The organism is Kitasatospora sp. HPM-01-4 (assembly GCF_051374625.1).
GTDB lineage: Bacteria > Actinomycetota > Actinomycetes > Streptomycetales > Streptomycetaceae > Kitasatospora.
In genome coordinates this window covers 4,845,782-4,858,019 of the sequence record NZ_JBPQGP010000005.1, presented here as the reverse complement: position 1 = coordinate 4,858,019, position 12,238 = coordinate 4,845,782, and the positions used below count along the sequence as shown (strand labels likewise).

At 71.9% G+C, this 12,238-nt stretch carries 11 protein-coding genes and 1 riboswitch; of the genes, 4 read left to right on the top strand and 7 right to left on the bottom strand.

Annotated features, from left to right (window positions below):
• The first annotated feature begins 13 nt into the window (after positions 1-13).
• Positions 14-1,642, top strand: a complete 1,629-nt coding sequence (locus ACSMTC_RS21150; RefSeq protein WP_436561276.1) for a DNA repair helicase XPB — start codon at positions 14-16, stop codon at positions 1,640-1,642.
• Between the two features lie 54 nt (positions 1,643-1,696).
• Here the strand turns inward: ACSMTC_RS21150 and ACSMTC_RS21145 are convergent, their stop codons facing one another.
• A complete protein-coding gene (locus ACSMTC_RS21145; RefSeq protein WP_436561275.1) occupies positions 1,697-1,852 on the bottom strand; it encodes a hypothetical protein in 156 nt (51 codons plus the stop codon).
• A 300-nt stretch (positions 1,853-2,152) separates the two neighbouring features.
• On the opposite strand from ACSMTC_RS21145, the gene ACSMTC_RS21140 reads away from it, so the two are divergent.
• Positions 2,153-4,273 (top strand): HelD family protein, encoded by a 2,121-nt coding sequence (locus tag ACSMTC_RS21140; protein ID WP_436561274.1) that lies wholly within the window; start codon positions 2,153-2,155, stop codon positions 4,271-4,273.
• A gap of 101 nt (positions 4,274-4,374) precedes the next feature.
• Here the strand turns inward: ACSMTC_RS21140 and ACSMTC_RS21135 are convergent, their stop codons facing one another.
• The gene (locus ACSMTC_RS21135) at positions 4,375-5,061 is read right to left on the bottom strand and encodes a copper homeostasis protein CutC (protein WP_436561273.1); all 687 of its coding nucleotides are present in this window, start codon (positions 5,059-5,061) and stop codon (positions 4,375-4,377) included.
• Positions 5,062-5,294: 233 nt separating this feature from the next.
• On the opposite strand from ACSMTC_RS21135, the gene ACSMTC_RS21130 reads away from it, so the two are divergent.
• Positions 5,295-5,936 carry an HD domain-containing protein gene (locus ACSMTC_RS21130; protein ID WP_436561272.1) on the top strand — a complete coding sequence of 214 codons (642 nt, stop codon included), beginning with the start codon at positions 5,295-5,297 and terminating at the stop codon, positions 5,934-5,936.
• Positions 5,937-5,956: 20 nt separating this feature from the next.
• Here the strand turns inward: ACSMTC_RS21130 and ACSMTC_RS21125 are convergent, their stop codons facing one another.
• From ACSMTC_RS21125 to thrC, 5 genes are all read right to left on the bottom strand, one after another.
• On the bottom strand, positions 5,957-6,313 hold the full coding sequence (locus ACSMTC_RS21125; RefSeq protein WP_436561271.1) for a hypothetical protein: 357 nt from the start codon (positions 6,311-6,313) through the stop codon (positions 5,957-5,959).
• Between the two features lie 113 nt (positions 6,314-6,426).
• Positions 6,427-8,052 carry a chaperonin GroEL gene (gene groL / locus ACSMTC_RS21120; protein WP_436561270.1) on the bottom strand — a complete coding sequence of 542 codons (1,626 nt, stop codon included), beginning with the start codon at positions 8,050-8,052 and terminating at the stop codon, positions 6,427-6,429.
• Between the two features lie 356 nt (positions 8,053-8,408).
• Positions 8,409-8,615 (bottom strand): cold-shock protein, encoded by a 207-nt coding sequence (locus ACSMTC_RS21115; protein ID WP_344637795.1) that lies wholly within the window; start codon positions 8,613-8,615, stop codon positions 8,409-8,411.
• A 615-nt stretch (positions 8,616-9,230) separates the two neighbouring features.
• The gene (locus ACSMTC_RS21110; protein WP_436561269.1) at positions 9,231-9,509 is read right to left on the bottom strand and encodes a MoaD/ThiS family protein; all 279 of its coding nucleotides are present in this window, start codon (positions 9,507-9,509) and stop codon (positions 9,231-9,233) included.
• Positions 9,510-9,558: 49 nt separating this feature from the next.
• A complete protein-coding gene (thrC, locus tag ACSMTC_RS21105; protein ID WP_436561268.1) occupies positions 9,559-10,857 on the bottom strand; it encodes a threonine synthase in 1,299 nt (432 codons plus the stop codon).
• A 17-nt stretch (positions 10,858-10,874) separates the two neighbouring features.
• Positions 10,875-11,008: riboswitch (SAM riboswitch) on the bottom strand.
• Between the two features lie 172 nt (positions 11,009-11,180).
• Between thrC and ACSMTC_RS21100 the strand changes: the two genes are divergently transcribed.
• The gene (locus tag ACSMTC_RS21100; protein ID WP_436561267.1) at positions 11,181-12,206 is read left to right on the top strand and encodes a glucosyl-3-phosphoglycerate synthase; all 1,026 of its coding nucleotides are present in this window, start codon (positions 11,181-11,183) and stop codon (positions 12,204-12,206) included.
• Positions 12,207-12,238 lie beyond the last annotated feature (32 nt).

Genomic DNA, 12,238 nt, shown 5'->3' with positions numbered 1-12,238 from the left:
CGTGGAGGTATGTGTGTCCTGCTTGATCGTCCAGAGCGACAAGACGCTGCTGCTGGAGATCGACCACCCGAAGGCCGCCGCCTGCCGCCGGGTGATCGCGCCCTTCGCCGAGCTGGAGCGCGCTCCCGAGCACGTGCACACCTACCGGGTCACCCCGCTCGGTCTGTGGAACGCGCGGGCCGCCGGGCACGACGCCGAGCAGGTCGTGGACGCCCTGGTGACCTACTCCCGCTATCCGGTACCGCACGCGCTACTGGTGGACATCGCCGAGACCATGGGCCGCTACGGCCGCCTCCAGCTCCTCAAGCACCCGGTGCACGGCCTGGTGCTCACCACCACCGACCGGCCGGTGCTGGAGGAGGTGCTGCGCTCCAAGCGGATCGCCCCGCTGGTCGGCGCCCGGGTCGACCCCGACACCGTGATCGTGCACCCCTCCGAGCGCGGGCAGATCAAGCAGGTGCTGCTCAAGCTCGGCTGGCCCGCCGAGGACCACGCCGGGTACGTGGACGGCGAGGCGCACCCGATCCACCTGGAGGAGGACGGCTGGGCGCTGCGCCCGTACCAGCGGCAGGCCGTCGAGGGCTTCTGGCACGGCGGCAGCGGTGTGGTCGTGCTGCCCTGCGGCGCGGGCAAGACGCTGGTCGGCGCGGCGGCGATGGCGGAGGCCAAGTCGACCACGCTGATCCTGGTCACCAACACCGTCTCGGCCCGGCAGTGGAAGCACGAGCTGGTGAAGCGGACCTCGCTGACCGAGGACGAGATCGGCGAGTACAGCGGCGCCCGCAAGGAGATCCGCCCGGTCACCATCGCCACGTACCAGGTGATGACCACCAAGCGGAAGGGCGTCTACCCGCACCTGGAGCTGTTCGACGCCCGCAACTGGGGCCTGGTGGTCTACGACGAGGTGCACCTGCTGCCCGCGCCGGTCTTCAAGTTCACCGCCGACCTGCAGGCCAGGCGGCGGCTCGGGCTGACCGCGACCCTGGTCCGCGAGGACGGCCGCGAGGGCGACGTCTTCTCGCTGATCGGGCCCAAGCGCTTCGACGCGCCGTGGAAGGAGATCGAGGCCCAGGGCTACATCGCGCCGGCCGACTGCTGCGAGGTCCGGGTCACGCTCACCGACTCCGAGCGCCTCGCGTACGCGACCGCCGAGCCCGAGGAGCGGTACCGGTTCTGCTCCACCACCGCGACCAAGCGGCGGGTGGTGGAGGCGCTGGTCAGGAAGCACAAGGGCGACCAGACCCTGATCATCGGCCAGTACATCGACCAGCTCGACGAGTTGGGCGAGGCGCTCGACGCACCCGTGATCAAGGGCGAGACCACCAACGCCCAGCGCGAGAAGCTCTTCGACGCGTTCCGGAGCAAGGAGATCAGCGTGCTGGTGGTCTCCAAGGTGGCCAACTTCTCCATCGACCTGCCGGAGGCGACCGTCGCCATCCAGGTCTCCGGCACCTTCGGCTCCCGCCAGGAGGAGGCCCAGCGCCTCGGCCGGGTGCTGCGGCCCAAGGCGGACGGCCACGCGGCGCACTTCTACTCGGTGGTGGCCCGCGACACCGTGGACCAGGACTTCGCCGCCCACCGGCAGCGCTTCCTGGCCGAGCAGGGCTACGCGTACCGGATCATCGACGCCGACGACGTGTAGCGGGGCACCTCACGACCGGTCGGCGGCGGCCGCCGACCGGGAGTTGAGGAGGGGTCAGAGCCCGACACCGTCGCGCCCGAGGAAGACCACCCGCGCGGCGGTGTCGAGCATGATCCCCATGTTGCGGACGGCCTGGGCCATCGGGCCGCGGCGGCGGTTGCCGGCGGTGCCCCTGGCGGGCCGGTGCTGCTTGACGCGTTCGCTGTTCATGTCCTCAACGCTAGGTCCCGCCCCGCCGCCGGGTCGTCAGTCCCAAGGGCGCGATGACCGGGCCGTCCGTCCTTCTCCAGGCGTACGCGACCCCTACGTCAGGGCGCACCCGACCCTGAGAAAACGATTAGCGCAGGACCCGGCGGCGGTCTATGATCTCCGGTCTTGCCGCCTCCCGAACCGTGGTGCCAGCCGTCGGCAGCCGTGGGAGGTCCGGCCGGTCGGCAACCGGCCGTGTCCTTCACTGTGAGCTACCACGAGTCCGCTGCCCCATCGCGAGGGCAGCCGGGAAGGTTCGCTGTGCACGCCCCCACCGACCACCCCTCCACCGATCCCCTGCAGCGCGAGCGCGACCATCTGGCCTCCTCCAGAGCCGCGTTGAAGGCCATGCGCGAGGACGTCGAGTCCCTCGACCTGCGCGACGTCACCGGCACCTGGGTCTCCACCCTCGTCCTGCAGAAGCAGGTCGAGCAGCGCATCGCCGCGCTGGCCGACCTCGCCCACACCCCGCTGTTCTTCGGCCGGCTGGACTATCTGCACGCCATCAACGAGGAGTTGGCAACAGGAGGGGCCACGCGAAGCGTGTCGAGCAAGGGTGGTGGCGGGCGACGGGAGGGCGGCTCGGGTGAGCGGTTCTACATCGGGCGCAGGCACGTGCACGACGCGGACGGCGACCCGATGGTGATCGACTGGCGCGCGCCGGTCTCCCAGCCGTTCTACCGGGCCAGCCGCAACGACCCGATGGACGTCGAACGCCGCCGCCGGTTCGGCTACACCGGCGGCGAGTTGACCGCCTACGAGGACGAGAACCTCACCGACCCCGCGGAGTCCGACACCCGCTCCGCGCTGCTCGCGGCCGAGATCGAGAAGCCCCGCGTCGGCCCGATGCGCGACATCGTCGCCACCATCCAGCCCGAGCAGGACGAGATCGTCCGCGCCGACATCGCCGGCACGGTCTGCGTCCAGGGTGCCCCCGGCACCGGCAAGACCGCCGTCGGCCTGCACCGAGTCGCCTACCTGCTCTACGCGCACCGCGAGCGGCTCGCCCGCACCGGCACCCTGGTGATCGGGCCGAACAGTTCCTTCCTCCACTACATCGAGCAGGTCCTGCCCGCCCTCGGCGAGTTGGACGTCGCCCAGGCCACCGTCCAGCAACTCGTCGGCCATGTCGAGGTACGCGGCACCGACAGCGCCGAGGCCGCCGTCGTCAAGGGCAGCGCCCGGATGGCCGAGGTGCTGCGCCGCGCCGTACGGGCCGGGATCAGCCTGCCCACCGAACCCTGCGTGGTGGTCCGGGGCTCCCGCCGCTGGCGGGTTCCCGTGTACGAACTGGTCGAGATCATCGAGGAGTTGAAGGACCGCGACACCCGCTACGGCGCGGCCGGGGAGGCACTGCCGCAGCGCATCGCACACGCCGTCCTGCTGAAGATGGAGCAGGGCGGCGAGGCCCCCGACGACCGGGTCCAGGACGCGGTCGCCCGCAACTCGGCGGTCAAGGCGGTGGTCAAGCAGTGCTGGCCGCCGGTCGACCCGGCCAAGCTGGTGTACCGGCTGCTCACCGACGCCGAGTTCCTGGCCGAGTGCGCTGACGGGATCCTGGACGCCGAGGAGCAGGCCGCGATCCGGTGGCCCAAGCCGGGACGCTCCCTGAAGACCGCCCCCTGGACCCCGGCCGACGCCGTGCTCGTCGACGAGGCGGTCGACCTGGTGCAGCGCACCCCCTCGCTCGGGCACGTGGTGCTGGACGAGGCGCAGGACCTCTCCCCCATGCAGTACCGGGCCGTCGGCCGCCGCTGCTCCACCGGCTCGGCGACCATCCTCGGCGACCTCGCCCAGGGCACCACCCCCTGGGCGACCGGCAGTTGGCCCGAGGCCCTGCAGCACCTGGGCAAGTCCGCCGCCCACATCGAGGAGCTCACCACCGGCTTCCGGGTGCCCGAGGAGGTCATCGCGTACGCCTCCCGGCTGCTCCCCGCGATCGCCCCCGGGCTGGCCCCGGCGACCTCGATCCGCGACACCCCCGACTCGCTGGCGATCGAACGCGTCCCGGACGGGTCCACCGGACTGGTCCCGGCGGTCGTCGAGTCCTGCCGCAAGGCGCTGGACCGCGAGGGTTCCACCGGCCTGATCGCCGCCGACGCCCGGATCCCGCTGCTCGCCGAGGCCCTCACCGAGGCCGGGCTGCCCTTCCTCGACCCCGGCACCGAGACCAGCGCCGAGGCCCGGCTCACCCTGGTCCCGGCCTCACTCGCCAAGGGCCTCGAGTACGACTACGTGGTCCTGGACGAGCCCGCCGCCGTGGTCGCGGGCGAACCGGACGAACGCACCGGCCTGCGCCGGCTGTACGTCGCCCTGACCCGTGCGGTCTCGGGCCTCACGGTGGTCCACTCCGAGCCCCTGCCCGAGCAGCTGCGGGGCTAGCCCGTCCGGGCTGCGGGCAGCTGACCGCCGGGCGGCGCGGGGCGGGTCGTTCCGCTCCCCGCGCCGCCCGGCGGTCGCGGCCGCTCCCCGGCGAGCAGTGCTCAGGCGTCGATCAGGGCGCGCCATTCGGCGACCCTGGCGGGGTCGCCCGGGGAGGTCCAGCCGCCCGCGCGGACGGCGCCGCCGATGTGGAAGGCGTCGAAACCGGCCGCCCGCAGCTCCGGGACGTGCTCGGCGCGCAGTCCGCCGCCGACCAGGATCCGCTGCCGGTAGCCCGGTTCGCCGGACTTGGCCAGCTCTCCCGCCAGGACGCCGAGTCCGGCGCCCACCCCGGCCGGTGCGCCGGAGGTCAGGAAGGTGTCCAGGCCCGGCAGTTCGCCGACCGCGGCCCGGACCGCGGCCCGGTCGGCGCTGTGGTCGATGGCCCGGTGGAACGTCCACCGGCAGCCCGCGACGGCCTCCGCGACGGCGGCGGTGGCGGCCAGGTCCACGGCACCGTCCGCGTCCAGGAACCCGAACACGAACTCCTCGGCCCCTTCGGCCCGCAGCGCGGCCGCGCGGTCGCAGAGTTCGTCCAGGCCGCCCGGCGCGAAGCCGTCGCGGATCCGCAGCATCACCCGCAGCGGGACGGAGACGGCGGCCCGGATGGCCGCGAAGTCGGCGACCGACGGGGTGAGCCCGTCGGCGGCCATGTCGGTGACCAGTTCGAGGCGGTCGGCGCCGCCGGACTCGGCCGCCTGGGCATCCTGCACCGTCAGCGCGATGACTTCGAAGATTGGTCTAGACATATCGCTACCTTGCCACACCGGCTTCCGGCGCGGCGACCCGCCCTCGCCCCGGGCCGGCGACCCGCCCTCGCCCCGGGCCGGGGGCCATTCCCCGCCCCGGCCGTGCCCGGGTCGGTGGGCCACCGGCGGCCCGGTCGCCGCCCCACCGGCCGCGCCGCGGAAGAACCGCCGTACCCACCTGCCCGGCCGCCCGCCCTGACGCGCCGTCCGCCCGTTGCGCCACAATGGCCGCCATGCCCACCGAGCCCCGGTACGACGACCTGCTCGACCGCTGGAACGCCCTGCTGACCCGCTGCGGCGCCACCGCCGACCCCGCGGCCTACGGGCGCGACCTGCTGGACCGCTGGGCCGAGCCCCAGCGGCGGTACCACACCACGGCGCACCTCGCCGCGGTACTCGACCACGCTGACGCGCTGGCCCCACACGCCGAGGACCCGGACGCCGTCCGGCTGGCGGCCTGGTTCCACGACGCGGTCTACCGGCCGGACCGATCCGAGAACGAGGAGCGCAGCGCCCGGCTGGCGGCCCGCGCACTGCACGAGGCCGGCCTGGCCGAGGAGCTGACCGCCGAGGTGGTCCGGCTGGTCCTGCTCACCACCACCCACCGCCCCGAGCCCGGGGACCGCAACGGCGAGGTGCTCTGCGACGCCGATCTGGCCGTGCTCGGCGGCCCACCCGAGGCGTACGCGGCATACGCTGCGGCGGTGCGGGAGGAGTACGGCTTCGTCCCCGAGGACGCCTTCCGCGCCGGACGGGCCGCCGTGCTGCGGCAGTTGCTCGATCTGCCCGCCCTCTACCGCACTCCCGAGGCCCGGGAGCGCTTCGACGCCCCGGCCCGGGCCAATCTGACCGCCGAACTCGCCGCGCTCGGCTGAACACCCTCCGGGGGCAGGGCTCAGACCAGCTGCCCGACCGGCGCCACCACGGTGCCGTTCTTGCCGCACACCCAGTGCGGCTCCGGGCCCAACTCCGGCTCCACGCTCAGCGCATGCGGGTCGCCCTCGGCCGCGCAGACGGTGCACAGCGGCCACCGCCCGTACTCCTCGAGCAGGGCGTCCTGGATGTCCTGGGCCAGCAGCCCGAGGACGAACTCGACTCCGGCCGGCCACTGCTCCAGCCACCAGCGGCGGTGGACGACCGCCTTCTCGACCAGCGAGACCACCGCCGCCTCGGCGACGTCACGGGCGGTGAGGTCGGCGAGGACCAGGGCGCGGGCGGTGTGCAGGGCGGTTTCGATCTCAGAGCTGGCCATTGACCCATTGTCCCGCAGGTCACTTGGCGGCCGGGAACGCCGCGAGGGCGGCCTCCCCGCAGTGGGGAGACCGCCCTCGCAGACGATCAGAACTCGCCGATCCTCGAAGAGGATCAGAAGTCCATGTCACCGCCCGGCATGCCGCCGCCGGCCGGGGCAGCGGCCTTCTCCGGCTTGTCGGCGATGACGGCCTCGGTGGTGAGGAACAGAGCCGCGATGGAGGCGGCGTTCTGCAGCGCGGAGCGGGTGACCTTGGCCGGGTCGATGATGCCCTGGCCGATCAGGTCGACGTACTCGTTGGTGGCGGCGTTCAGGCCGTGGCCGTTGGGGAGGTTGCGAACCTTCTCCACCACGACGCCACCCTCGAGGCCGGCGTTGACCGCGATCTGCTTCAGCGGGGCCTCGACGGCGAGCTTGACGATGTTGGCACCGGTGGCCTCGTCGCCGTCCAGCTCCAGCTTCTCGAACGCGACCGAGGAGGCCTGCAGCAGGGCGACGCCACCACCGGCGACGATGCCCTCCTCGACGGCGGCCTTCGCGTTGCGAACGGCGTCCTCGATGCGGTGCTTGCGCTCCTTGAGCTCGACCTCGGTGGCCGCGCCGGCCTTGATGACGGCCACGCCGCCGGCCAGCTTGGCGAGGCGCTCCTGGAGCTTCTCGCGGTCGTAGTCCGAGTCGCTGTTCTCGATCTCGGCGCGGATCTGGTTCACCCGGCCGGCGACCTGGTCGCTCTCGCCGCCACCGTCGACGATGGTGGTCTCGTCCTTGGTGATGACCACCTTGCGGGCGGTGCCCAGCAGGTCCAGACCGGCGTTCTCCAGCTTGAGGCCGACCTCCTCGGAGATGACGGTGCCACCGGTGAGGATGGCGATGTCGCCGAGCATGGCCTTGCGGCGGTCACCGAAGCCCGGGGCCTTGACGGCGACGGACTTGAAGGTGCCACGGATCTTGTTCACGACCAGGGTCGACAGGGCCTCGCCCTCGACGTCCTCGGCGATGATGACCAGCGGCTTGCCGCTCTGCATGACCTTCTCCAGCAGCGGGAGCAGGTCCTTGACCGAGCCGATCTTGGAGTTGGCGATGAGGATGTACGGGTCCTCGAAGGTCGCCTCCATGCGCTCCAGGTCGGTGGCGAAGTAGGCGGAGATGTAGCCCTTGTCGAAGCGCATGCCCTCGGTGAGCTCAAGCTCCAGACCGAAGGTGTTGCTCTCCTCGACGGTGATGACGCCTTCCTTGCCGACCTTGTCCATGGCCTCGGCGATCAGCTCGCCGATCTGGGTGTCAGCGGCGGAGATGGAGGCGGTGGAGGCGATCTGCTCCTTGGTCTCCACGTCCTTGGCCTGGGCCAGCAGCTGGTCCGAGACGGCGGCGACGGCCTTCTCGATACCGCGCTTCAGGGCCATCGGGTTGGCGCCGGCGGCGACGTTGCGCAGACCCTCGCGAACCAGGGCCTGGGCCAGCACGGTGGCGGTGGTGGTGCCGTCACCCGCGACGTCGTCGGTCTTCTTGGCGACCTCCTTGACGAGCTCCGCGCCGATCTTCTCGTACGGGTCCTCGAGCTCGATCTCCTTGGCGATGGAGACACCGTCGTTGGTGATCGTGGGGGCGCCCCACTTCTTCTCAAGGACGACGTTGCGGCCCTTGGGGCCCAGCGTCACCTTGACTGCGTCGGCAAGCTGGTTCATGCCGCGCTCAAGGCCGCGGCGAGCTTCCTCGTCAAACGCGATGATCTTGGCCATCGGAAGTGGTCCTCCAGGACACGGTCGACTGCTCGGACCAGGAGTGCCCGCGACGGACGGCCCTCGGGAACGGGGGTCCTTTCCCCTACCGCTCCCCGGGACCTCACCGACCCGGTCCGTTTGTCACTCTCAAGCGGAGAGTGCTAACGCCAATGATTAGCACTCTGGGATACCGAGTGCAAGCCCAATGCGACAGTGTCGACCGGCAGTCGGCGATCACGGCGGCCGCGGCCGCCACGGGGCCGGACCCCCGAAGACGGCGGTGGGCCCGTACGACTGGTGTCGTACGGGCCCACCGCTCGAATCGACGTGAGCGCCAGCTCGTGACCGAGCCGAGGCCTCCGCAGGCCGGAAGGTCAGACCGCAGCGGCGCGGACCATGTCCGCCTGCGGGCCCTTCTGCCCCTGGGAGATCTCGAACTCGACCCGCTGGCCCTCTTCGAGGGTGCGGTAGCCGTCCATCTGGATCGCGCTGTAGTGGACGAACACGTCCGCACCACCGTCGACCGCGATGAAGCCGTAGCCCTTCTCCGCGTTGAACCACTTGACGGTGCCCTGAGCCATTCCGAACTCCCCTTGTGCTGTGCTGGCCCTTCACGGACCCGCAGGGTGCGGGCCCAGGCTGGTAGGCAGGCCCGGGGAACCCCCCCTGGGCGCAGCCGTGCACGCCGCAAACCTCCGCCGTTCCCCGGGAGTTGCCGGGCCGACGGGTGATTGCGTGCGACCGCCGCTGAATGTATCCGGACAGGTGCCCTCTGCAACAGGCCCAACTTCTGGGAATTCCATCCGGAAGCTTTCGGAAGCCGTGGGATAAAAGCGGCACACCGTGCCGATTCCTGCCGGGCATAATGGACGAACGGCCGCAAATCGCCGGTGAATTTCTGACGTCGTCCTGACATCCTCTGCGGCAGACTGCCCGAGGTCCGTCTCAGCGGCCGGAAGAGCCCTGCGTACCCGATCGGCTGTCGGAGCGTCAGTAGCCGGCCGGCCGCGGGCCGCGCGCTCCCGGAGTACCGCCGACGGGGAGTCCGCCGGCACGTGCGCACTTTACCTCCACTTCAGGTCGCACTTTTCCATCGACATGCCAAGAGCCGCCGACCGGCACGGAAATAGGCATTCCATGCCCGCCGACGGCTCCGGTGTGCTAGCCCCGGGGCGTCGGGGCCGGCTGTCGGGCGGTCAGCAGCCGCCTGCCACCGCGGGGATGACCGAGACGCTGGCGCCGTCCCCGATCTCGGTCGCCAGGCCCTCCGCGAAGCGCACGTCGTCGTCGTTGACGTAGACGTTGACGAAGCGGCGCAGCCGGCCCGTGTCGTCCAGGATGCGGGCGGCGATGCCGGGGTGGTTGGCGTCCAGGTCGGCGATGACGGCGGCCAGGGTCGCGCCCTCGGCGGTCACCTCGGCGGCACCGCCGGTGTAGGTGCGCAGGATGGTCGGGATGCGGACGGAAGCGCTCATGGTGCGAAGCTCCTAGGTGGGGTGGTCGTGAGGCGCCGGGCGGGCGGGATCAGGCGGATGCCAGGCCGGCGGCGCGGAAGGAGTCCAGCGTCGGGCGGATGGTGGCGGTCAGGCCCGCGTCGGCCACCGCGTCCAGGGTCTTCAGGCCGTCGCCGGTGTTGATCGCGACGGTCTCCTTGGCCGGGTCCAGCCGGCCGGTCTCGACCAGCTTCTTCAGCACGCCGACGGTCACCCCGCCGGCGGTCTCGGCGAAGATGCCCTCGGTCCGGGCCAGCAGCCTGATCGCGGCCACCACCTCGGCGTCGGTGACGTCCTCGACCGCGCCGCCGGTGCGGCGGGCGATGTCCAGCACGTACGGGCCGTCGGCCGGGTTGCCGATCGCCAGCGACTTGGCGATGGTGTCCGGCTTGACCGGGCGGATCACGTCATGGCCCGCCTTGAAGGCGGCGGACACCGGGGAGCAGCCCTCGGCCTGGGCGCCGAAGATCCGGTACGGCCGGTCCTCGACCAGGCCGAGCCCGATCAGCTCCCGCAGCCCCTTGTCGATCTTGGTGAGCTGGGAGCCCGAGGCGACCGGGACCACGATCTGCTCCGGCAGCCGCCAGCCGAGCTGTTCGCAGATCTCGTACGCCAGGGTCTTGGAGCCCTCGCCGTAGTACGGGCGGAGGTTGACGTTGACGAAGCCCCAGCCCGCACCGGCCGGGTCGCCGATGAGCTCGGAGCAGAACCGGTTCACATCGTCGTAGTTGCCCTCGATGCCGACCAGTTCGCCGCCGTAGACGCCGGCCATCACGACCTTGCCCTGCTCCAGGTCGTGCGGGATGAACACGCAGGACCTGAACCCGGCCCGGGCCGCCGCCGCACCCACCGCACCGGCCAGGTTGCCGGTCGAAGAGCACGACAGGGTGGTGAAGTCGAAGGCGCGGGCCGCCTCGATGGCGCAGGCGACCACCCGGTCCTTGAAGGAGTGGGTCGGGTTGCCGGAGTCGTCCTTGATGTGCAGCTGTGCGGTGAAGCCCAGCTCCCGGCCCAGGTTGTCGGCCTTGACCAACGGGGTCCAGCCGGGGTTCAGGTTGGGCTTGCCGGCCACGTCGGCCGGGACGGGCAGCAGCGGGGCGTAGCGCCAGATGCTGGCCGGGCCGGCCTCGATCCGCCGGCGGAGCTCCTCGGCGCCCTGACCGGAAGCCTCCGCGGAGCCGAAGTCGTAGGCGATCTCCAGCGGACCGAAGCACTCCAGGCAGGCGAAGCTCGGACCGAGGGGGAAGCGGGTGCCGCACTCGCGGCAGGACAGCGCGGTGGCGGGGCCGAGGTCGACGGTGGCGACAGGTACTTGGGTAGCGGTAGCCATGATGGCGGAGGCCTCTCTCCTCATCTTCCCCATGGCGCGGTCGCGTCACGGGCCGGAATTGGCACCTGTCCCGCCGGGGCCTGTGTGCCTGCCGAGCGAGAAGGTTGCCGGGACGTCAACGGGCCGTTCCCTCAGTCCCTCTGGATGAGCTCTGTGAAGTTGTGGTCACCCTGGTGATGCCGGTGACGCGGCGCGACCGACCCCGCGATGCGAAGGTCCGGCCGAGTTACGAAGACTGTAGCCGAAGGTGTCAAGCTCAAAGGAGAGCGTCCGACCCGCGAGACGGACCCGTCCGTTGCCACCCGACCACAAGGAGCGACACCGTGCTCGACCAGCAGACCGAGGCCCCGTTGCCGGAGGTGGAGCGCTGGCTGCGCGACCATTCCTGGACGGCCGCCGACCGTCCCGCCGAGGCGCTGCTGGCGGCCAAGCGGGCGGCCGGCCGGGCAGGCACGGTCAGCGTGGTGCTGCCCGCGCTGGACGAGGAGCCGACGGTCGGGGAGATCGTCCGGACGATCCGGCGCGAACTGATGGAGCGGCTGCCGCTGGTCGACGAGCTGGTGGTGGTCGACTCCGGCTCGGTGGACCGGACCGCCGAACTGGCCGCCGCCGCCGGTGCCCGGGTGGTGCACCGCGACGACCTGCTGCCGCGGATACCCGCCGTGCCCGGCAAGGGCGAGGTGCTCTGGCGCTCGCTGCTGGCCACCTCCGGTGAGATCGTCTGCTTCATCGACGCCGACCTGCGCGAGTTCGACCCGGCGTTCGTCTCCGGGATCGTCGGGCCGCTGCTCACCGATCCCGGGATCCAGCTGGTCAAGGCGATGTACGACCGGCCCCTGGAGACCGAGGGCGCGGTGGTGCCCGCCGGGGGCGGCCGGGTCACCGAACTGGTCGCGCGGCCGCTGCTCAACCTGCACTGGCCGCAGCTGGCCGGGTTCGTCCAGCCGCTGGGCGGGGAGTACGCGGCGCGGCGTTCACTGCTGGAGCGGCTGCACTTCCCGACCGGGTACGGGGTGGAACTCGGCCTGCTGGTGGACGCGCTGGACGAGGTCGGCCTCGACGCCCTGGCCCAGGTGGACGTCGGCGTCCGGCACCACCGCCACCAGGACGCGCAGGCCCTCGGCCGGATGGCCGCCACCATCTACCGCACGGCCCTGGAACGCCTGGAGCGCACCCACCGCCTCAAGTCGGCGGCCGACCTGGTCCACCCGCACCTCACCCAGTTCACCCGCGACCCGCTCGAGCACGGCTTCACCTCCCACACCCACCCGGTCACGGCGCTGGAGCGGCCCCCGATGCGGACGGTCCCGGAGTACGCGGAGCACCCGGTGCGCCGCGCCGCCGGGTGACGGCCCGCGCGGTGCGGCCGCCGCGATGTGCC

Excerpts from the sequence above, each read along its gene's own strand:
- ACSMTC_RS21145 (WP_436561275.1), bottom strand. The coding sequence starts at position 1,852 with ATGAACAGCGAACGCGTCAAGCAGCACCGGCCCGCCAGGGGCACCGCC.
- ACSMTC_RS21135 (WP_436561273.1), bottom strand. The coding sequence starts at position 5,061 with ATGTCTAGACCAATCTTCGAAGTCATCGCGCTGACGGTGCAGGATGCC.
- ACSMTC_RS21130 (WP_436561272.1), top strand. The coding sequence starts at position 5,295 with ATGCCCACCGAGCCCCGGTACGACGACCTGCTCGACCGCTGGAACGCC.
- ACSMTC_RS21125 (WP_436561271.1), bottom strand. The coding sequence starts at position 6,313 with ATGGCCAGCTCTGAGATCGAAACCGCCCTGCACACCGCCCGCGCCCTG.
- groL (WP_436561270.1), bottom strand. The coding sequence starts at position 8,052 with ATGGCCAAGATCATCGCGTTTGACGAGGAAGCTCGCCGCGGCCTTGAG.
- ACSMTC_RS21115 (WP_344637795.1), bottom strand. The coding sequence starts at position 8,615 with ATGGCTCAGGGCACCGTCAAGTGGTTCAACGCGGAGAAGGGCTACGGC.
- ACSMTC_RS21110 (WP_436561269.1), bottom strand. The coding sequence starts at position 9,509 with ATGAGCGCTTCCGTCCGCATCCCGACCATCCTGCGCACCTACACCGGC.
- thrC (WP_436561268.1), bottom strand. The coding sequence starts at position 10,857 with ATGGCTACCGCTACCCAAGTACCTGTCGCCACCGTCGACCTCGGCCCC.